The organism is Wolbachia endosymbiont of Dipetalonema caudispina (assembly GCF_013365495.1).
Lineage (GTDB): Bacteria > Pseudomonadota > Alphaproteobacteria > Rickettsiales > Anaplasmataceae > Wolbachia.
The window spans coordinates 347,275-368,386 of record NZ_CP046580.1; the positions used below are offsets into that span (position 1 = coordinate 347,275).

The 21,112-nt window shown below is 29.1% G+C and carries 16 protein-coding genes and 1 tRNA gene; 9 read left to right on the forward strand and 8 right to left on the reverse strand.

Annotated features, from left to right (window positions below; all coding sequences use genetic code 11):
- Nucleotides 1-85 precede the first annotated feature (85 nt).
- Both GOY14_RS03325 and GOY14_RS01305 read left to right on the forward strand, forming a co-directional pair.
- A complete protein-coding gene (locus tag GOY14_RS03325; protein WP_255419705.1) occupies nucleotides 86-394 on the forward strand; it encodes a hypothetical protein in 309 nt (102 codons plus the stop codon).
- A complete protein-coding gene (locus GOY14_RS01305; RefSeq protein ID WP_255419706.1) occupies nucleotides 357-953 on the forward strand; it encodes a P44/Msp2 family outer membrane protein in 597 nt (198 codons plus the stop codon). Before GOY14_RS03325 ends, GOY14_RS01305 begins: the two co-directional genes overlap by 38 nt.
- A gap of 1,565 nt (nucleotides 954-2,518) precedes the next feature.
- On the opposite strand, the gene GOY14_RS01310 is transcribed toward GOY14_RS01305, so the two are convergent.
- The 7 genes from GOY14_RS01310 to GOY14_RS01340 all read right to left on the reverse strand — a co-directional run bounded on the left by GOY14_RS01310 (nucleotide 2,519) and on the right by GOY14_RS01340 (nucleotide 10,586).
- A complete protein-coding gene (locus GOY14_RS01310; protein WP_175809507.1) occupies nucleotides 2,519-3,115 on the reverse strand; it encodes a Maf family nucleotide pyrophosphatase in 597 nt (198 codons plus the stop codon).
- Entirely contained in the window at nucleotides 3,093-3,356 is a 264-nt protein-coding gene (gene infA, locus GOY14_RS01315) for a translation initiation factor IF-1 (RefSeq protein ID WP_175809508.1), read from the reverse strand. The genes GOY14_RS01310 and infA overlap by 23 nt, the downstream gene beginning before the upstream one ends.
- A gap of 108 nt (nucleotides 3,357-3,464) precedes the next feature.
- Complete coding sequence (gene nusB / locus GOY14_RS01320) at nucleotides 3,465-3,935, reverse strand: transcription antitermination factor NusB (RefSeq protein WP_175809509.1); 471 nt, start codon at nucleotides 3,933-3,935, stop codon at nucleotides 3,465-3,467.
- Complete coding sequence (locus tag GOY14_RS01325; protein ID WP_175809510.1) at nucleotides 3,935-4,363, reverse strand: 6,7-dimethyl-8-ribityllumazine synthase; 429 nt, start codon at nucleotides 4,361-4,363, stop codon at nucleotides 3,935-3,937. Before GOY14_RS01325 ends, nusB begins: the two co-directional genes overlap by 1 nt.
- Nucleotides 4,341-6,059 (reverse strand): membrane protein insertase YidC, encoded by a 1,719-nt coding sequence (yidC, locus tag GOY14_RS01330; protein WP_175809511.1) that lies wholly within the window; start codon nucleotides 6,057-6,059, stop codon nucleotides 4,341-4,343. Before yidC ends, GOY14_RS01325 begins: the two co-directional genes overlap by 23 nt.
- A gap of 616 nt (nucleotides 6,060-6,675) precedes the next feature.
- Nucleotides 6,676-7,557 (reverse strand): protein translocase subunit SecF, encoded by an 882-nt coding sequence (secF, locus tag GOY14_RS01335; protein ID WP_175809512.1) that lies wholly within the window; start codon nucleotides 7,555-7,557, stop codon nucleotides 6,676-6,678.
- A 1,040-nt stretch (nucleotides 7,558-8,597) separates the two neighbouring features.
- Nucleotides 8,598-10,586, reverse strand: coding sequence for a heme lyase CcmF/NrfE family subunit (locus GOY14_RS01340; protein WP_175809867.1), 1,989 nt, complete (start codon nucleotides 10,584-10,586; stop codon nucleotides 8,598-8,600).
- A 1,123-nt stretch (nucleotides 10,587-11,709) separates the two neighbouring features.
- Between GOY14_RS01340 and prmC the strand changes: the two genes are divergently transcribed.
- The gene (gene prmC / locus GOY14_RS01345) at nucleotides 11,710-12,546 is read left to right on the forward strand and encodes a peptide chain release factor N(5)-glutamine methyltransferase (RefSeq protein ID WP_175809513.1); all 837 of its coding nucleotides are present in this window, start codon (nucleotides 11,710-11,712) and stop codon (nucleotides 12,544-12,546) included.
- Between the two features lie 449 nt (nucleotides 12,547-12,995).
- Here the strand turns inward: prmC and tkt are convergent, their stop codons facing one another.
- Nucleotides 12,996-15,023, reverse strand: coding sequence for a transketolase (gene tkt / locus GOY14_RS01350; RefSeq protein WP_175809514.1), 2,028 nt, complete (start codon nucleotides 15,021-15,023; stop codon nucleotides 12,996-12,998).
- A gap of 119 nt (nucleotides 15,024-15,142) precedes the next feature.
- On the opposite strand from tkt, the gene rpsD reads away from it, so the two are divergent.
- The 6 genes from rpsD to clpB all read left to right on the forward strand — a co-directional run bounded on the left by rpsD (nucleotide 15,143) and on the right by clpB (nucleotide 21,096).
- Nucleotides 15,143-15,757: a 30S ribosomal protein S4 gene (gene rpsD, locus GOY14_RS01355; RefSeq protein WP_175809515.1), complete on the forward strand. Its 615-nt coding sequence runs from the start codon at nucleotides 15,143-15,145 to the stop codon at nucleotides 15,755-15,757.
- Nucleotides 15,758-15,772: 15 nt separating this feature from the next.
- Nucleotides 15,773-15,859, forward strand: a tRNA-Leu gene (locus tag GOY14_RS01360).
- A 32-nt stretch (nucleotides 15,860-15,891) separates the two neighbouring features.
- Nucleotides 15,892-16,086 carry a Fe-S cluster assembly protein IscX gene (gene iscX / locus GOY14_RS01365; RefSeq protein WP_175809516.1) on the forward strand — a complete coding sequence of 65 codons (195 nt, stop codon included), beginning with the start codon at nucleotides 15,892-15,894 and terminating at the stop codon, nucleotides 16,084-16,086.
- 1,056 nt (nucleotides 16,087-17,142) lie between these two features.
- Entirely contained in the window at nucleotides 17,143-17,436 is a 294-nt protein-coding gene (gene rpmB / locus GOY14_RS01370; protein WP_175809868.1) for a 50S ribosomal protein L28, read from the forward strand.
- A 9-nt stretch (nucleotides 17,437-17,445) separates the two neighbouring features.
- Nucleotides 17,446-18,342, forward strand: coding sequence for a lipoyl synthase (gene lipA / locus GOY14_RS01375; protein WP_175809517.1), 897 nt, complete (start codon nucleotides 17,446-17,448; stop codon nucleotides 18,340-18,342).
- A gap of 192 nt (nucleotides 18,343-18,534) precedes the next feature.
- A complete protein-coding gene (gene clpB / locus GOY14_RS01380; protein ID WP_175809518.1) occupies nucleotides 18,535-21,096 on the forward strand; it encodes an ATP-dependent chaperone ClpB in 2,562 nt (853 codons plus the stop codon).
- The last annotated feature ends 16 nt before the right edge of the window (nucleotides 21,097-21,112 follow it).

The following is a 21,112-nucleotide window of genomic DNA, read 5'->3' on the forward strand; positions in this document are numbered from 1 at the left end:
AGGATAAATTATTATATTGAATTTTTATATTAAACTAATTTTAATTAATTGACGTTAAATTAGTTCTTTTTAAGTAAAGAGATTAATGAATACTAAAAAAGTGTTAGTAGTTGTAGTGTTTACTATATTATTATCGAAGCAATCTTTTGCAAGTAAAACAGAAGGGTTTTATTTTGGTAGTGAATACCATGGTCAATTTTTTAATAGTGTAGGTTTATTTAAAGTAAGAAGTATAGAAAATAATTCCAGGAGACATGTGATTATAAATAAAGTGTATATTTCTAACAAAATAAAAGATCAAAAATTGAGTGAGTACAAAGGAGATTATAATCCACCTTTTGCTGGTGGTATAGTGTTTGGTTATAAAGGAGAATTTAATAATAATACTTATTAGAACTGAATTAGAAGGGATGTATTCTTCTGTAAAAGTGAACAATGTTGGCTTTAAGGGTGACCGGATGAGTATATTGTACTTCAAGGAAATTGGGGAAGGTGCAGATAGAAAAACTTATGTGTATTCTGCTAAAGTTGATAATGATCAAATTGAAAACACATCTGTAATGGCAAATGCTTGCTATTATTTTAGAATCGGTGATGTTTCTTTTTCCCCTTATATTGGAATTGGATTAGGTCTTTCAAGGATGAAGATGCTTGGGATGGTATCAACAGTAGGGCCTGCATATCAATTAAAAGCTGATTTTGTTCATCATATAAGTAAAGATGTAAATATGCATGTTGGATATAGACATTTTAGTGCTTTTGGTAAGAGTTATAAACTAAAAGTAAATTTATTAGGAGAAGTAAAATTAAGTACTTCAGGGGCAAAATCAATACTTGACGATAGTATTAAAGAGATTCTCCTAACAGGGATTGAAAAACAAGAAGATATAGATATGGATGGTGGATTATTTTCTACACGTGGTATAGAGGCTGGTCTTACTTTTCATTTTTAACTAGTAAAATTTTGATTTTAGGGTTTAGGCTTTTTAAAAATCAATGTTATTTACTTCCTTATTTTTAGGCAATGGACTTAAGTAAGTTTGATTGTATCAAACCATGAGGTTGATATAGAAGTAGGTTTGTGATTATAAAAGTTTTTGCTTAAATATACTCCAGTATTTTAAGCTTTTGTTGTTTATATATTGGTAAAAATACTATTTTAGTATGTGCTGAATACAGCAGAATTTGTTTTATTATCAATGCTGAGAATATTATTTATATTAGTTATTTAGTGTCTATTGTAAAGAGTTAAAGTTTCAATGTTTAATTGAGTATTTATTTTACTCATTGAGCAGTAGAGAGAATAATTTTTCTATAGTTATTTTATTTCAATTTTAGAAGATAGATTAAGGTAGGAAATAATGTGAACTACCATTTTTCAAAAAAGAAGCAGGTTCTATTTTATGGATGACAATAATTATTGTATGGTTTCTGTAATAAAGTATATTTTACTTATTATCTTAAGTTAAAAACTCTCAGAGAGAAAAATGGATAATTATAGATATAGTATGTTTATGTAATTGATAATTTCTAGAAGAAGAGGGAATATTCTCAGTATGGTGTTATTTTTTTAGCTATATGGGTATGATTATGGCTCTTCATGATTGTAGAAATCTTAATTTTAGTAAAATCTTTATGGTCTAGGGATACTATTTGCATAATAGGGTGTTTATGATTATTTGTAGATTGTGATATTGTAATTTTTTTATTATAGCTTTCTCTTTAAAAGGTAATTTTTATACTATTATAATAGTAGTTAATAGATAAGTTATCTGTGCTTTATGGTATTATGTTATTTAAGTTAGTAAAAAATGTTTTTTTAAAGCTAGAAACAAACAGTTTCTTTACAATTAGCAGTTTTAATTTTGATTTATCCTTAAGTAATTTTTTATTTAAGAAGTGTTGACTGTTGTTCAAAAGTGAGAACATGGAGTTTTTTACAAAAAGATATAGAGTTAGTCTGAAACTATAGTGTATTCTTTAGATGTTCTCTTAGGAAATAGTGATAAATTTATTATTGAGCAGAGTGTAATTCAATAATGTTACTTTTATAGTTGTATTTATAGTGTTGGTGACAGTAAGTAATACTGTTAAGATTTTGTCATTAAATTGACAAAGTATGCAGTAATATATGTCTCTTTTTAAAAGAGATATGGGTATAAAAGGGATATAATTTTTGCTGAAACAATGTGAGATTAGGAGTGAGTAAATAGTCTAAAAAGAGAAAGAAGTATTGATTAAAATTTTTGAAAGATTATCACATATGTATAAAAGTAGTAGTAATGAGAAAAGTATGCTGATACTAATCTGATTATAACGTAAGGATGGTGATTATATAAATTATTTAAAGACTGTATCACTCACTAAAATTAGATGATAGAAGAAATAGGAAAGAGGAAGATAGTATACTGCTTCATAAAGCATACGATATAGTGCTGTATTATGATAGAATTTTACGGAGGAAAAAATTGGCTTTTGCATGGGTGTTCAGTAGAAGAAGAAAGAGATAGAGTTATGGTCAATGTAGATTGAGATTAAAATAATTACTGAGTAAACAATAAGTTTCATGTAATGGTAGTCCTATAACAGAAGAATATGAGCCACGTAAGAATAATATAAACATTTCAGCAAGACCTTGTATATTATACCCTCCTGCCTTATTTTTCCATTCTTTTGACGCTAAATAGTATTTAATTTCTTGTATACTCAGATGTTTAAACTTAACTATTGTAACTACAGTTCTAACATGCTGTTTGAGTCGATTGGGAGTTAGTAAACATATACTAGTATATACTCTGTGCCTTCTTCCTGATAATAAGTGAATGTATTTTTCTGCTTGTTCTATATTGTTTGTTTTAAGTAATATTCTCCTACCACAGGCAACAACTGTATCAACACCAAGTACAAAATAACTTGGATTTAAGTTTTGTATTTTTTCAGTTTTACTTTTTGCCATACGGATTGAATAATCTTTTGGAAGTTCTTTCTTTAAGGGAGTTTCGTCTATGCCTGATGACATAATTAGACCTGGTTTAACATTTATTTGTTTTAGTAAAGCTATACGCCTTTTTGATGATGAAGCAAGAATAAGACTATTTAGAGATAGTTCTTTCACTTGTACCTTTAAGCCTTCTAATTATCCTACCTTTTTTTGCGTTCCTATCGTAAATACTCATTTCAATGAGTACTCTGTCTCCAATGATGATGCGTATTTTACTTCTTCTTACTTTTCCTGATACGTGACAGATAATTTCATGTTTATTATCTAACTTTACTCTAAATTCTGCTGCAGGTAATAAAGTAATTACTGTTCCTTCTACTTCAAAGATTGCTTTCGATTTTTCATCTTTTATCATTTTATACTATAATTAATGTTCTTGTCAGTCTAACATAGATCTATAAGAAGACAAAAGACCTTTTTGTTATCTTTATTTATATCTTAATTTTGTATTATTTAAGAATACTTATAGCTTAATTGCATCTTTTGCTTTATTTAATAGTCCATTAATAAAACCAATTTCGCTTAATTTATTAAGTAAGTTAGATGCAATATTAGTATATTCATTAATAACAACTGGAGCTGGTGTATCACAGTGAACTAACTCACATATTGCAACACGTAAAATAGATAAACTTATGAGGCTTAATCGTGTAAAAGACCAGTTTGGATGTAAATAAAACTTTATTATTTTATCATATTTTTCACTATTTTTTATAACTTTATATGTTAACTTTTTTAAAAAACGGCAATCAAACTCTTTACATTCAAACACATCTATCAATTTATTTACATGCTTTCTAAGCTCACAATTTTCTAATTCAAAGGTACTTTTGTCGTAGCATGTAAAAATATTTGAATAGGCAATTTGTACAGTAAGAAATCTTGCTATACTTCTTTTCATATACCACTGTTTTTTTTCAAGCTTTTCCTCCATTAGCTTAGCTTTTTATATAAGTCTATCATGTACAAAACAGTTGAGGCTGCATGACCACCTATATTTTTTTTGTTTTTGTCAGCTCTTGCTAAAGCTTTATCTTTGCTATCAGCAGTAATTACTCCCATACCAATAGGTATTGTATAACGCGTAATAACTTCATTTAAGCCTTCAATTACTCCTTTACAAACATATTGATAATGATCAGTTTCGCCACGAATGACACACCCAAGAGCTAAATAACCCTCATAATTAACACGTTTATTTTTGAATGTAAAAAGGATTGCAGCCGGTATTTCAAATACACCAGGAACTTCAACTATATCATAACTTACGTTACTATCTTTTAACTTATCAGTTGCACCTTCGAGCAAAAGCTTTGCTATTTCAATATAATAAACTGAATTAACTATTAATATTTTCGACATTTACTCCTACTTTTTTTATTAAGAGGAATTTTATTAAAGATTGTTGAATTAAAGTTATAATATTACTAAATATCCAATATATTATTAGGCCTGCTGGAAAAGAAGAAAAAATAAAAGTGGAAATGTAAGGTAAAAACCTCATAATGTTTATTTGGGTATCATCTTTATTGATTTGATCTTTTTCATTGATCTTTTGTTGAATTATCATTGTAATACCTAAAATTGAAGGCAAAATACCTATAGAAATAGGAAAGTTGTAATTCAATAATCCAAAAAATGTAAAAATATTTGTTGGATCAGGAGCTGAGAGGTCCTTGATCCATAAATAGAAAGGAGCATGTCTCATTTCTATGGTGACAAATAGTACTTTGTATAGAGCAAAAAATACTGGCACTTGTACTATTATAGGAAGGATGCTTGACATTGGATTTACATTATTTTTTTTGAATAATGTAACTATTTCTTTGTGCTGCTTTAAATGGTTATTTTTATATAATTCTTTTATACGAATTACTTCGGGCTGTAAGCTTTTTATTTTGAACATTGAAATATATGACTTACTAGATAGAGGTAGCATTAAGAGTTTTATTATTAAAGTTAATGCTAATATTGCTAAGCCAAAGTTTTTAAAGATAAAGTTAAAATATTCGAGTAATAAAAATACTGGCTTAGTTACGAAGTAAAGAATGCCAAAATCTACAGCTTTATCAAATAGAGGTATATTGAGGGCACTTTTATAATAATCTAGCAAGTTCAATTTTTTTGCTCCAGCAAAAAAATAATTTACGTTAGAGATCCTTTTACCAGGAAGTATGTTCTTATAAGACTTAACAAAATCTGCTTGAAATTTGTCAATATTATTAATATTTGTATGTTTGATGCTAATGTTTGTTTTGTCAGATTTCTCGATTATAATAGCTGTAAGCCAATATTTATCAGCAAAACCAAACCAGTTTTTTTTACTTGTACTTGTTTTTATTAAATGTTTTTTAGCAATGTCTTTATATGTCCATTCTTCTAGCTTATTGTTAAATGTACCTAGTACTCCTTCATGGGATATCCAATAAGATTCATTAATATTATCACGTTTACGATTAATTTTACCATAAGGAACCAGAATGACATTATTTTTTGTATTGTTTTCAACTACTTGCTCAATTTTAAACATGTAGTTATCATCAAGGCTTACTTTCATTTTAAATATGATGCCATTTTTATTATCCCATGATAAATTAATTGTTTTTCGATTAGTTAATTCATTTTCATCAGCTTTCCAAACTGTTTTAGAATCTGGAATTTTAATTTTGCCACTTGGATCTAGCCATCCAAATTCTGCAAAATACACATCTTTTGATTCTGCAGGTGATAGTAGCACTACTTGTGGAGAAGAAGAATTTAGCTCTAAGTGATAATTGTTTAAGGTTAAGTCATCAAACCTTGCACCTTTTAAAGAGATTGATCCTTTTATCATGTTATTGTTTAAATTAATCCTTTGTTCTTGAGTAGAGTTAATAATTTCGGAACGATTTTGGTAGATTATAGGAGCAAGGTCATTGAGAGATTCTATATGTTCGACGTTTTCAATTGATGGGTGATTTTGGTTAATATTGAGGAAATTATCATAAATAATACACCACGATATCATAATTAATATAGAAAGGATAGCTGCCAAAATTAAATTTTTTGCTTCTGACATAAAATTTAAGCTGAATATATTCCTTAAAAGTCTATATTAAATATTGTACTGAAACAATAAAATTTACTCATTTTTAATAATGATTTTTGATGTTATTCTTTAGTAGTTTATTATAATGGTTTCTGTTTTAAGAATATGGTATAGTGAAAGTTTATTTATTTGGTTTATAATAGTTATTACTGTAATGCTTATTAATTCATAGATTAGAGCTGTTAAAAATATATTTTTGTGCTTTTTTACTAGAATCTATCTTTTATAAAGAAGATTAAAATCATGATATATTAAATTTATAAAATTTAAAGATAGCATTTTTATATTCAGACTTAAGTCTAATTTTAGATGTAAGGTTTTTTTAATATCATAACTATGTGTATTTTTAATAAAGATGCTTTTTTTTTTTGCTTAATTTATAAAAAAAAAATTAAAATTTTAAAAAATGAAACTGAGAAAGTCAGTAAGAATTAAAGTAGTTTAAATATTTAAAATAATAGGATTTTATGATTTATAATACATAGTTAAAGAATTAGCATTTATTTTATATTTTATTTTGTTTATTATAAATTTTCTGAGGTATTTTCATTTCTTACATATGGATTTAAAAGGTTAACATCTATAATTATATTGTAAATCTGTTTGTCAAAATTTTGCAGGTCAATATAGGAGCGGAGATAAATATTGCAGAGCAAGTGCCAATTAAGATACCGAAAAAGATGATTAAGCTAAAATCTCTGACTGTATCTGTACAAATTAATATCAAGGGGAGGGCAGCAAGTAAAGTTGTACCTGAAGTTAGAATGGTACGAAATAATGTGGCATTGATACTTGCATCTACTATTTCATTCATATGCTTTCCTTTATTTTTTTTTTGAAATTCTCGAATTCGATCATACATAATTACTGAATTGTTGATTGAGTAACCAATGATGGTGAGAAGAGCTGCAACTGATGAGGTATTGAACTCAATTCTAGTTAAGCTGATAAAACCAAGGGTTAAAATAATGTCATGAAGCAGTGCTATTATTCCTCCGAGTCCACATTGCCAATTAAATCTAAGCCAGACATAGAGAAATATTCCTATAATTGCAATTAATATGGATAACATTCCTTCGAAGATTTGTGATGAGCTTATTTGTGGACCGACATAGTCTACTTTGCGATAGCTTATTAAGTTATCTAATTTTTCTTCTAGAATATTTTTAATTTTTTTAATTTTATCTTCTTCTCCTTCTTTTTTGAAACGCATAACTAAATTATCACCTGCTTTTGAGCTCTGTACCGTAAAGCTATTTTCTCTTAATATATTAAGAATAGTGTGATCTTCATTTGAAGACTTTATTTCTATTAAAATTCCTCCCATAAAATCTATGCCCAAATTCATTCCGCGTAATATAACAGTGAATATTGAAGAAGTAATTAAAATGATACTAATTAGCATAGTCAGCTTTTTATATTTACAAAATTTGATATTAAAGTTTTCTGAAATAAGTTTGACCGCCATATTTTTAGTTAAATTTAGATTTTATATTCCTTTCTTAGAATTTGCATTTTTATTTTGTAATTGAATATGCTAAACCTTATTTTTTTATAGTGAAGTGACATAATTTTAGTCGTGTGATTTTAGATGATTGCTAGAGGTAAATTAGAAAAGTATTTAATGTGAGTAGATTATTAGCAACTTAAATTTTTTTCTTCTTTGCATTAGCTTTTTTGTAAATCCGTATCTTTTAAGTGAAAGTTTTATAAAACACATCTAATTCTTTAAATATGAATTTTTGATTACTAGGTTTTTTTTATGTTTTGAAGTTGAATTTATTAATTTTTTCTAAGATTTCCTTCTAATAATTTTTTGATGTTAATTAGAACTTAGCTATTGCTATAGTTGTTTTGCTGTAGCATTTAGCTTTAAATGTAAATTTAAAAAAATGTAAATTTAAAAAAGGTTGATTCTTTTTTCATGCTTTCATGTTTATTATTGTAATGTTTTGATATTTTTTCTTAATTCAGTTTAGGTAAATATATATTCTTCTTACTTTAATTTTTTTATATTTATCATAAAAATTAAAATGTTGTTTTTATACTTTTTACTTAAAAAACAGATTTTTAATGTAAATATAATACTTTGTTCTATAGATGAATGCATGTGACAAATATTATCTTCTTAATATTTAAGTTTTAGTATTTGTTATTCTGATACTTAACTTTAAAGTGTTAATTTTTTTAAATATTCTAATTAATTTTAAAATTTAGTGTTTAATCTTTAAACTATGTTTTGTGATTTATAAAATCAGTACATTTTTATCATTACAATGAATTGAATTTTTCACATGATTGTTTTTATATGAGTGATTATGTTTTATTATAGAGTTTTATTGTGATAAATTCTATAATTTTTTTATATCTCTATCTCTCTTTTTTTCTCAGTAAGGAGTAGTTGTTCTAAAGTGGGGGCTCTGTATGTGAAGTTTTTATTGTAAATTTTCTATAAAAATCTACTTTTAATCAATTTAATCTAATTCTTTTTGAGAAGAGAATTGTTAATTATGGTTTATCTCTGGAGATCTTTATTTGTTTATAAGAAGAAACAGCGGCCAAAAGTGATCCAAAAGTAATGAAAAAAGATCCTAGCCAAATTATAGACATTCCAGGTTTGTAGTATACTTTGGTAGCAATCTTATTTTTATTAATCTTGCCGATTACAACATAAATGTCAGAAAATAAATTATGATAAATACTACTTTTAATATTTTTTTGACTTTCTACAAGATAAAATCTATATTCAGGCGTTACTTTACCTAATATCTTGTTACTTAATGAATTTCTAACATTTATTGTGCCTCTTACTGCTTGAAAGTTTTTTTCTTTTATCAATTCAATATTTTGTAAAGTGATTTTAAACTTATTAATTATTATACTGTCCCCTATCTTTAAGTAGTTTTCTTTTTTTTCTTGCCAACCAGTTAAATAAGTTATGCCAAGCACTAGAATTGCTATTCCAGCATGAGCAAGCATCATTGCATAGTAAGACTGAGAGACCCTTCTTGCTAATAAAATGGATTGACTAAGTGTTACTTTAAATAAGCGAATTTTTTTACTGTATGCTTCTAAAATACAGACTAATGATATTGTAGAAATAGTAATTGATAATATGGTTATTAGCTTCATATGGGAGATGAATGGTAAAATGGCTGCAGCGCTACAAAATGAAAATTTATATCTATGTAGTATTGGTAATAAACTATTTCCCTGCCAACTACAGTATTGTCCTATTATGGTAAATATAAGAGCAGTAAGTGCAATAGGGTTGAATAAGGAATTATAGTATGGTGCTCCAACTGAAATGAGTTCACCAGTGAAGTATTCGAGTATTGTAGGGTATAAGGTGCCAACGAACACGATAAAAAATGTGGTGATAAATAGTAGATTGTTTATTAATATTATTGTAAAGCGTGAAAATAATTTTTTACTTTTTGATATTTGATTAGTTTGGCTATTAAGGATTATATTTTCTTTTTTTTTGAATTTCAATGTCGAATATTGAAATGATATTGAAGATGTATAGGTTTTTCTTGTGCAAATTACGAATATTACTAAGCTACTGGTTGTAATTATACCAAGTAGAGCTAGTATATATAGTCCATATTTTGGATCTTCTGTAAATGTATGTACTGAAATTAGTATTCCTGAGCGGACTAAAAATGTTCCAGCTACGCTAAGTATAAAGATTATAAGTGTCAGCAAAATGGCAAAGTTTTTTAAAATATTAAAATTTTGTACTACTAGTAACAAATGTGTTAATGCTGTTGCGATTAACCATGGCATTAAGGAAATATTTTCTACCGGATCCCAAAACCAAAATCCGCCCCAGCCAAGTTCACGATATGCCCACCAACTGCCAAAACTAATGCCTAAAGTAAGCAATGATAAAGAAATAAGTACCCAAGGCTTAACAGTTGCAGCCCAGGTATTTCCTTGAGTGTTTGTAATTAAACCAGCTATAGCAAGTGAGAAAGGAACACTAAACCCAAGATATCCTAAGTATAATATTGGTGGATGGATTACAAGGGCAATATCTTGCAGTATAGGATTAAAACCAAGGCCATCTGTTTTAATACTTGGCATTTTGATGAAAGGATTAGATTTTAGTAGAGTGAATAATAAAAAACAGAAGCAAATTAAGCTTTGGATGATTAGGGATACTTTTTTTAGTTTATTGCTATTTTTGATTAAAATGTTCATTAGAAACAGATAAAAAGTGAGTACTAAGGTCCAGAGTAACATGGAACCTTCCTTATTTCCCCAAACGCCACAGATTTTATAGATCAAAGGTTTTGTTGTATGAGAGTGATAATATACATTCTTAAGTGAAAAATCATTTGTAATATGGCAATAAATTAAAATACTCATTGATATTGATACACAGAAAAATACGGCGATAGTAATGAATCGGTAAGAATTAAGTGGTAAGAATAGATATATCAGGGATAATAAACAAGCTATTAATAATGATATATTTCCAAGTTCAGACATCATAAGTTACAGTTATTTATACAGTGATCTTGCTAATAACAAACTAAGAGTTTGAGTTTAAATTTGAATAAACAAGTAAAACTGGTATTATATTTTACTATGCTAATTACAGCAACAGAAATCAAGGTTCAATCATTAAATTTATACCTTTATAGTATTATTAATATAGTATTATTAAGGTGATATCATGTAACAATTAATATTGTATAATAAATATATCTTAATAAGAGTTATTGATATTTTAAATGTACAATCTAGAAAGGTTTTTTTAATTTTTCATTAGTAGCAGAAGCAAATTGAAAGTATAAAATTTTGCAAAATAATGTAGAAGCTCAAAGTGAGTTGGAAGGAAGGATACTAAGAAAAACTCATTATAATAATATACAGTTGGGTAATAAAACCGGTTGTGAAAGTCTTAGTGATCTTAGAAAAGTTTTTGTTTATGTGATTAGTTAAGTTTTTAGCATTTTTAAAGAATGCTAATAAATATATTAGAATATTAGAAGAATTTTCTGAGTACAAATTAAAGACTAATTATAGACTTTTTATTAAAAATTAAATTTATTTTTAATAAAAAGGTATCTAAATTGGATAGTAAAAAAAGCTAATATGCTGCTATTATAAAGAATTTGTACAGTAAGGTTAGAAGAGGAAGTGTTTATTAATTATGATTGATAGATTAAAGATAAGAAATGTAAAATTTTTAAAAATTTTGCATGAAATTAAAGTAGGATATTTGTTTTTGGAAAGGTGGTAGATACCAGGATATTAAATATCAGGAGGAATTTGTCTAAAGCTTGACTTTTGAATAGAGAAAAAGTATGGAAAAGATGTATTGTGTATGTGTAAAAAAAATTTACATGATATATATGGAGATTCAAAGATTGATAAATGATGTATCTAAGTTAAGATAAATTGATAAATTTGGGTTTATCTTTGCAAATAGATAGAACAGTAGCTTTTGAAAAAAAAGTGGGAAATTTTTAAATAGGATGAAGAAGAGAAGCTTTTTATCTATTTATGGAAAGATTGGGAACTATAAAAGTACAATTTAAATTGTTATGTTAAGAAGGAGTTAGAATTTAAAGGTCATATTTTGTAAAAAGATCAAGTTTTGATAAGTATGAAAACAATAAGTGTTTTAATTCAAGAAGGGGCAAAACTATTGACGTCTTATGAAATTGAATCAGCATATTTAGATTGTGAAGTTATTATGCAGCATGTTCTTGGTGTAGAAAAGTCATTCATAATTATTAATTGTACTGATCGAGTGCCAATAGGAAAAGAGCAACTATTTTGGAAGTTGATAAAAAGAAGGGTGAAAAGATATCCGGTGTCACAAATAATAGGTAACCGTGAATTTTGGAGTAAAGATTTTATAGTTAATCGGCATGTTTTGGATCCAAGACCAGATAGTGAAACAATAATTTTGGCGGTATTAAAATGCTATCCGGACAGAAAGCAAAGATTAAAAATTGCAGATTTTGGTACAGGTACAGGTTGTTTACTGATATCTTTGCTTGGTGAGTATGAATATGCTGTGGGTATTGGTTTTGAGAAAAGTTTAAAAGCATATAGAGTTGCCTGTCAGAATGTAAAAAGACATAATTTACTTGGTAGAGCTAAGATACTTCTAAATTCTTGGACAGAATGTAAAGGCTTATTTGATCTCATAGTTAGTAATCCTCCATATATTAAAAAAGATAAGCTAAAGAATCTGCAAGCTGAAGTACAAAAAGAACCGAGAATGGCTCTTGATGGGGGTATAGATGGTTTAAACTGTTACTTAAGTATCTTTCCAATTTTGAAAAAGTGCCTTAAAAAAAGTGGGGTTGTAGTGTTAGAAATAGGTGAAGATCAAAGTAATATTGGTGAAATAATTCTTTCGTATGGTTTTTCTCTTCAAGAATATATGTATGATTTAACAGGAATAAAAAGATGTGTTATTATTAAGCAATAGGCTTTTTACATAGTTTGGAGAGATTTTAAAATTAGCACTTTTTTTTGGTGTAATTCTTTAAGTTATTTAAGTAATATTAATAAAGAAAAAAAGCAAAGACTGCTTTTTGGCTATAACTCTGCCCTGTAATACAAGTGGTTTGCTTTTATATGATGAAGAATACGTGCTTTTTTTACCTGAGCTTTTTTTGAAAATGTTTTAGCTATAACTAAATAAAATTTTATAAAAATATTATAATTAATGTGGGTATTAAAGCTACTAAGTTTTTTCTTGTTGTTGTGGGCGCTAGCAAGTTTTAAAAGTCAATAAGTACTTTAGTATTTTGTGATTAGGTAATTAGTGGTTTATTGAGTGATTTTATTCTTTATATTTTAGATTACAATATTCATGTACTTGTACTTACTATGCTTAAAGTAGGTTAATTTTGTTATAGTTAACTATATTAAGATTTACTTGATATAAACCAGTTTTTCGCATACACGTCTTACTATATGATCGGCACTAATATTAAAATATTTATAAAGTATTTTATAAGGTGCTGACTCTCCAAAACTTTTCATGCCAATAAATATGCCATTTGAGCCTATATATTTGTGCCAACCCATTTCACTTCCAGCTTCAATTGCAACTTTAATGCTATCATTATCTAATATTGCCTTTTTGTACTCATCATTTTGCTCGTCAAAAAGTCTACAGCATGGCATAGAAACCACTCTTGTATCTATGTCTTTTTCTTGCAATTTTCTCTTTGCTTCAACTGCAGTTTCAACTTCAGATCCAGTAGCAAATATTGTCACTTCTAGTTTTTTTGAATATTCATATAAGATATATGCACCTAGTTTTGATAGATTAGTAGATTGATCAATATTACAATGGAATTTGCGCATGTAATTTACATTTTGCTTTGAAAGTGCGAATAATGCAGGTGATTCTTTTTTTTCCAGTGCAATGCTAATACATTCTAGAGTTTCAACTGCATCAGCTGGCCTGAAAACATAGAGGTTTGGTATAGCTCGAAGAGAAGATAAATGCTCTATCGGTTGATGAGTTGGACCGTCTTCTCCTATTCCAATTGAATCGTGGGTCATTACATATATAACTTGCTGCTTCATTAAGGCAGAAAGACGTATAGCTGGACGGCAATAATCAGAAAAAACTAAAAAAGTGCCGCCATAAGGAATAATACCTCCATGAAGAGCCATGCCATTCATACAAGCTGCCATAGCGTGTTCTCTCACTCCATAATAGAGATAGGACCCACTATGATTATTTTTATTTATTGTTTTCATGTGCTTATATTTAGTACAATTTGATCCGGTTAGATCAGCGGACCCGCCAATTAATTCTGGCATAGATTTAGTTAAAAATTCCATTACCTTGCCAAAAGAAGATCGTGTAGCTTCGCTTGGCATTGTTTCATGTATTTGTTTTTTGAATTTGATTAAATCATTATTAACATTAGCTGGTAAGCGTTTGTCTAGCCGTCTTTGAAGTTCTATATGATATTTTGTCATCTTAGTATATGACATTGGTGGAATCCATTCTTTTTTTTCTTTATTAGTCATATGCTGAAATAATATAGAATTGTAGTTTTGTTTTGCTCTCTCGACTGTCTTCATCCAAGCATTTTTTATATCTTCTGGTACGTAAAATGGTTCATAGTTCCAATTTAATTTTTCTCTTATTTCTTTTATGTCTTCTTTTGTGAAAGTACCACTGTGGGCTGAAGCTGTGCCAGCATGTCTTGAAAATTTTCCAATAATAGTTTTACAACAGATTAATGTGGGTTTATCAGATTTTTGTGCTTGCTCAATTGCAAGCGATATGGAGTTGAAATCATGTCCATTAATTTTACTAACGTTCCATCCATATGCTAAAAAACGCTTTTCTACATCATCAGAACAAGAGAGACTGGTAGCACCATCTATGGTGATATTGTTATCGTCAAAAAAGGCTATTAACTTATTCAATTTAAGATGTCCAGCAAGCGATGCTGCTTCATGGCTTATTCCTTCCATAAGACAGCCATCTCCTGACACTACATAAGTGTAGTGATGGATTCCAAGTTGCTTTTCAAGAAGTAATTCAGCAACTGCCATACCGACTGAGACAGCAAATCCTTGCCCTAGTGGACCTGTTGTTGCTTCTACTCCAGGAGTGAGACCAAATTCTGGATGGCCTGGAGTTTTAGACATAAGTTGCCTGAAATTTTTTAATTCATCTATGTTAATATAACCTGTCAGGTATAGTATAGAATATAGTAGCATTGAACCATGACCATTTGATAGAACAAAGCGGTCTCTATTGATCCATTTATAATTATCAGGATTATGGTTAAAATATTTAGCAAATAAGACAGTTACAATGTCTGCCATACCAAGTGGCATACCTAAGTGTCCAGAGTTTGCTTTTTGTACTGCATCAATTGACAGAAAGCGAATAGCATTTGCCATAGATTTTAAAGGTAAATAGTTCATATCTTAATTTTTAGAAGTCTTAATATTAAGGTGAAGTGTAATGTATTATACTGGTAAAAACAAGTTGACACTTAATGCAAAAGTTCTTAGTAATCTAGAGGTATATTATAAAATTTAGTATGACAACTATTATCAATAGGAAATATAGAATTAGCCGTAGGCTTGGCATGAATTTATGGGGTAGGGTGAAAGATCCAGTAAATAAGAGAAAATATCCTCCAGGACAGCATGGTGTTATTGGGTTTAAAAGATTATCTGATTTTGGTAGGCAGTTTGCTGCTCATAAAAAATTTAAATTTTACTATGCACTTTCAAGTAAGCAACTTAGGCGTGTATTTTTAGATGCTTATAGTAGAAAAGGTTATACAGTTGATAATTTTGTTGGTATTTTAGAGTCAAGATTGAGTGCTGTTTTATATCATTCTGGTCTTGTACCAACAATTTATTCAGCAAAACAGCTTATATCTCATAAACATGTTACAGTTAATGATAAAGTGATCAATATATCTAGTTATCAAGTAAAACCTGGTGATATAGTGAAAATTAGAGAGAGTGGAGTAAAAATTCCTGTAATAATGGAAGCTACAGAAAAACAAGAACGCAAAGCTCCAGGTTATTTAGAGACGAACAGTAAAGGACATTTAGTTAAGTATTTAAGAATACCTCAGTATTCCGAAGTTCCTTACTCAGGAGATATGGAAGCTAATTTAGTAGTAGAATTTTACTCTAGATGAGAAATATAAAAGAAAGCCCGTGTGGCGGAATGGTAGACGCAACGGACTTAAAATCCGTGGGTTTTATAAACCTTGGGGGTTCAAGTCTCCCCATGGGCACCAGTTGAGTTTATGAAAAAAGATATAAGAATATTATGAAATGGCTTAATATAAGAAGTATTGCAGAAGCTTTAGAAGAAAAATTTCCAGATGAAGATGTAGTTAATATTAAATTTACTGAGCTTAAAAAAAAAGTTTTAGGGTTAGAAAAGTTCAATGATAATGAAAAGCATTGTAATGAAAAAATACTTGAAGCGATTCAAATGGCTTGGATTGAGGAGAGGTCGTAACGAGTAATAAAATAGAAATGGAGAGGTGTGTTATTTTAAATTTTTAATACTTTTGGTGTTTGATACATCTTAGCTATACTAGTGTTATAATTTGAATTTATTGAAAGATATATATTAATGGCTGAGTAGTTATATAATATTTTTGCTCAGACTGCTCTATTAAGTTTGTCAGAGAAGTTTATCCTCGCATAAAAAAGTCTTTCTTTATCATGTGGTTGCTCTAATGTATTACTTAATAAGTAAAATCTTTAGATTTTGTCTTGAGTGCTAAAGTGATCTAAAAAAAAGTTGCTTTTAGGTTAATAAGAGAAACTGATCTAGTTTTGTATGTGATAAAGAAGTTTTTTTGTTAAACTATTAAGAACAGTAATATAGGGATTTTATGTATGTAATGGTTGTAATATATTAAAATGTGTACCATGTTATATCATGAGGTTATATAAATAATTTAAAGTAAGAATAGTGATAATATAAGGAGATTTGATAAAAAGGTTAAGTGATTATGTGAGTTTGTTTAAATGAATTTTCTATTGTATTTAATTTTGGAATAGTAGTTGCCTTTGACAAGGTATTTTATTAAATTTGTTGTAGTTATGTTACTATTGATCTGGTTTATTTAAGCTTAAAGAATAACTTATTAATGCTATATTTGATTATTTAGAGAATTTGTAAGGATATTTAAAGTAATGGTTCAAAAAAAAGTCAAAATCTATAAGTAAAAATTTATCTATTAAAGTGTATGTAAGGATGATGTAAAAATGGAATATGTTTCAATTTTAAATTGAAAAGAGTTTTAAATATTGGAATAGAAGTAGTAGAATAACAAGCTAATAAGCTTTTATATGTATGAAATATAAATGAGTGTGTTATGCTTAATGGTAGTAGATAGCAATAAGACTCATTGAAGGTTTCAGTATATAATATTTGCTTAAGTAATAGTAAAAAAACAATATTTTTTGTTCAAAGAGTTTTAATATAAAAATTAAGTGAGAAAGTAATTGACTATTTTAATATATAGGGTAATTTAAACATATAGATTGAAACTTGGTGTATTTGGTGAGTAGAGTTTGTGAATTAACAAATAAAAAGAAGTTATTTGGTAGTAAGGTATCACATTCAAACCATAAAACAAAACGTACCTTTTTCCTAAATTTGCGTAGTGTTACATTGATAAGCAATATTTTGAATAAAAAATTTAAGTTTCGTATAGCAATGAGAACTTTAAGAACTATAGACTATAAAGGTGATTTTGATGCTTTTTTGCTCAGTACAAAAACAGTGAAGCTCAGTGAAAAAGCACAAAAAATAAAAAGGAAGTTAAAAAAGGTTTTAGCAAACAAGGTGAATTAGTTATTTTAGATGCATAGTAAGCCTTCATGGCTCAAAGTAAAAGCTCCGGTTGGTAAGGTATTTAATGAGACATTGAGTACTGTTAGGTTGTATAATCTTCATACAGTTTGTGAGGAAGCTGCTTGTCCTAATATTGGTGAATGCTGGAACAAACGTCATGCTACTGTGATGATTCTTGGTTCTGTTTGCACTCGTGCTTGCACATTTTGCAACGTTGCAACTGGTATTCCTAATAAATTAGATCCTCATGAGCCAGAGAATTTGGCTAAGGCAATTAAAAAGTTAAATTTGAAACATGTTGTCATTACTTCTGTTAACCGTGATGATTTATCTGATGGTGGTGCAGGTCAATTTGTAAAGTGTATAGAAGAAATTAGAAAAATTACCCCAGAAACGACAATAGAAATTTTAACTCCCGATTTTTTAAATAAAAAAGGTGCACTTGAAGCAGTTGCTGTTGCATCTCCTGATATCTATAATCACAATATTGAGACAGTGCCAAGATTATACGCGAAAATAAGACCCAGAGCTCGTTATTTTCATTCATTATATTTGTTGAAGACGGTAAAACAGATCAATCCTAAACTTTTCGTAAAATCTGGACTGATGGTTGGTCTTGGAGAAACAAAAGAGGAAGTGTTTCAGGTTATGGATGATTTACGTAGTGCCGAAGTTGATTTTATAACTATAGGTCAATATCTGCAGCCAACTTTAAAACATGTGAAAGTTGAGAGGTATATTACTTTAGAAGAGTTTGAGTATTATAAATACATTGCTTATTCTAAAGGGTTTATGATGGTTGCATCAAGCCCGTTGACCAGGTCATCATATCATGCTGAGGAAGATTTTGGTAAGCTTAAGGCTTGTCGTTTTTCATATAGAAAAAAAAACACTAAGGTATTTTAGTTACAGTATGTGTATATAATTAAATTTTTTGGTATGATTTTGAGAAATTTGATAGTCAATATTATGAGTAGTAGTGTGAGTGTAGAATTTAAATTGTGTTCATTGGCTAAATTTTTGCTAGGAGTGAATAATTTTAGTTTAAATTAAGGAAGTAGTTAGTATATTATTAGTTAGTATAGGTTAAACTTAATTATGGACTTGAGTAAATTTACCGAAAAAGCACAAAGCTTAATTCAGAGTGCTCAGATGAAAGCATTGGGAGCTGGGCATCAAGTTTTTATGCCTGAGCATTTATTAAAGGTAATGCTGGAAGATGAATCAGGTTTAGTTCAGGATTTGATAGTTGCTTGTGGGGGAGATGTACAAGGTATTTCCAATGCTATAAATAGTGCAATAAAGAAGTTTCCCATAGTTGAAGGTCCAGGAAGCAGTGGTCTTCAACTTTCAAGAGAAATAGCAAGGGTTTTTGAAGATTCAATGGATATTGCCAAGAGAAATAAGGACACATTTGTTACTGTTGAGCAATTACTGCAGGGTTTAGTTGCACAGAAAGGTGATGCTGTAGGTAAAATTTTAGCAGTAAATGGTGTGACACAGCAAAAGTTGAACTCTATTATTATAGAAATGAGGAGAGACAACAGTGTAGTTTCGTCAACGATGAGGGGGAAATTGACTATAGCAAAGAAGTATACAAAAGATGTTACAGAACTTGCTATGCAAGGAAAACTTGATCCTGTAATTGGTCGTGATGATGAGATTAGAAGAACTATACAAGTGTCACTTAGGAGGACAAAAAATAATCCAGTGTTAATAGGTGATCCTGGTGTTGGAAAAACTGCAATAGTTGAGGGTCTGGCAAATAGGATTGTTACAAATGATGTGCCACTTGGTTTGCGTGATGCAAAGGTTTTAGCTTTAGATCTTGGTGCATTGATTGCTGGAACAAAGTTTAGAGGTGAGTTTGAAGAAAGGCTAAAAGCGGTTATTAATGAACTTTCAAAAACAGAGGAGAAAGTTATTTTATTTATAGATGAGCTTCATACCTTAGCTGGAGCAGGAGCGACAAGTGGTGCAATGGATGCTTCAAATTTGTTGAAGCCTGCTCTTGCTCGTGGGGAGATTCGCTGTATAGGAGCTACGACATTAGATGAATATCGTGAGCATATAGAAAAAGATCCTGCACTTGCGAGGCGCTTTCAGCCTGTATTTATTTCTCAACCAAGTGAAGCTAATACTGTTTCAATACTTAGAGGTTTGAAGGAGAAGTATGAAGTGCATCATGGTATAAGAATTACTGATGGCGCGATAATTGCTGCTGCAACATTATCTAATAGATATATAACAGATAGGTTTTTGCCTGATAAGGCGATTGATTTAATTGATGAAGCAGCAAGTAGAGTGAGAATTGAAATGGATAGTAAACCTGAGGTTATTGATGAACTTGAGAGAAAGATAATACAGCTAAAAATTGAATCAGAAGCTCTTAAAAAAGAGTTAGATGAAAATTCTAAGCAGCGTTTAAAGAAAATAAATGAAGAAATTGGAGATTTAAACAATAAATTTGCTGATTTGAACAGCAAATGGCAGGTAGAGAAGAATAAGATAGCTAAGATACAAGAAACAGCTGAGGAATTAGATAGCGCTAGAAAAGAGTTGGAACTTGCTCAGCGTAGTGGAAATTTAGAAAGAGCAGGAGAGCTGATGTATGGTATAATTCCTCAGCTTGAAAATGAGTTAAAAAATCAGGAGAAAGTTACTGATAGTTTCTTAAAAAAAGAAGTTGCTGAGGATGATATTGCAAATATTGTTTCGAAATGGACAGGTATTCCAGTTGATAGTATGATGCACAGTGAAAAAGAGAAGCTTCTTAACATGGAAAATGAAATAGAGAAAAGAGTGATAGGGCAAAGAGATGCGATAGAGGCAATAAGTAATGCGGTTAGGCGCTCTCGTTCTGGTGTGCAAGATGCTAATCGTCCTTTTGGTTCATTTTTATTTTTAGGCCCAACTGGAGTTGGTAAAACTGAGTTAGCAAAAGTTCTGACTGAATTTTTGTTTGATAATCAAGGAGCGCTTTTGCGTTTTGATATGTCTGAGTATATGGAAAAGCATTCAGTTTCAAAATTGATTGGTGCACCTCCAGGATATGTTGGTTATGAACAAGGTGGAAGATTAACTGAAGCAGTGAGAAGGAGGCCATATCAGGTGATTTTATTTGATGAAATAGAAAAGGCAAATTCTGATATATTTAATCTATTGTTGCAAATTTTGGATGAAGGTAGATTAACTGATAGTCATGGTAAATTAATTGATTTTCGTAATACTATACTGATTTTAACTTCTAATCTTGGTGCTGAGATAATGCTAAAAGGGATTGTTGATTCTGTGAAAAGCGAAGTGATGCAAGTAGTAAAGTCTGTATTTCGTCCAGAATTTTTAAATAGATTAGATGAGATTATTATATTTCATGGTTTGACTAAGGAGAATATTTATAAGATAATAGATGTGCAATTTTCTCGTTTACAAAAAACACTTGCTAAGCTTAAACTTAGTATAAATTTATCACAGGAAGCTAAAGAGCTAATAGCACAAACTGGTTATGATCCTGAATATGGTGCAAGACCATTAAAGAGGGTAATACAAGACTGTATTCAAAATAATTTAGCTAAGCTACTCTTGTCTGGAGAAGTAGTAGAAGGTAGTGAACTTATAGTGTACGCTCTTAATAATGAGATCTTAGTTAAGAAAGTTTAAAATTACTATGTATTGT

What these genes read in the sequence shown, in the direction of transcription:
- prmC (WP_175809513.1), top strand. Translation starts at nt 11,710, where the DNA reads ATGAAAACAATAAGTGTTTTAATTCAAGAAGGGGCAAAACTATTGACG.
- lipA (WP_175809517.1), top strand. Translation starts at nt 17,446, where the DNA reads ATGCATAGTAAGCCTTCATGGCTCAAAGTAAAAGCTCCGGTTGGTAAG.
- GOY14_RS01325 (WP_175809510.1), bottom strand. Translation starts at nt 4,363, where the DNA reads ATGTCGAAAATATTAATAGTTAATTCAGTTTATTATATTGAAATAGCA.
- iscX (WP_175809516.1), top strand. Translation starts at nt 15,892, where the DNA reads ATGAAATGGCTTAATATAAGAAGTATTGCAGAAGCTTTAGAAGAAAAA.
- secF (WP_175809512.1), bottom strand. Translation starts at nt 7,557, where the DNA reads ATGGCGGTCAAACTTATTTCAGAAAACTTTAATATCAAATTTTGTAAA.
- yidC (WP_175809511.1), bottom strand. Translation starts at nt 6,059, where the DNA reads ATGTCAGAAGCAAAAAATTTAATTTTGGCAGCTATCCTTTCTATATTA.
- tkt (WP_175809514.1), bottom strand. Translation starts at nt 15,023, where the DNA reads ATGAACTATTTACCTTTAAAATCTATGGCAAATGCTATTCGCTTTCTG.
- GOY14_RS01340 (WP_175809867.1), bottom strand. Translation starts at nt 10,586, where the DNA reads ATGTCTGAACTTGGAAATATATCATTATTAATAGCTTGTTTATTATCC.
- GOY14_RS03325 (WP_255419705.1), top strand. Translation starts at nt 86, where the DNA reads ATGAATACTAAAAAAGTGTTAGTAGTTGTAGTGTTTACTATATTATTA.
- infA (WP_175809508.1), bottom strand. Translation starts at nt 3,356, where the DNA reads ATGATAAAAGATGAAAAATCGAAAGCAATCTTTGAAGTAGAAGGAACA.
- clpB (WP_175809518.1), top strand. Translation starts at nt 18,535, where the DNA reads ATGGACTTGAGTAAATTTACCGAAAAAGCACAAAGCTTAATTCAGAGT.
- rpsD (WP_175809515.1), top strand. Translation starts at nt 15,143, where the DNA reads ATGACAACTATTATCAATAGGAAATATAGAATTAGCCGTAGGCTTGGC.
- nusB (WP_175809509.1), bottom strand. Translation starts at nt 3,935, where the DNA reads ATGGAGGAAAAGCTTGAAAAAAAACAGTGGTATATGAAAAGAAGTATA.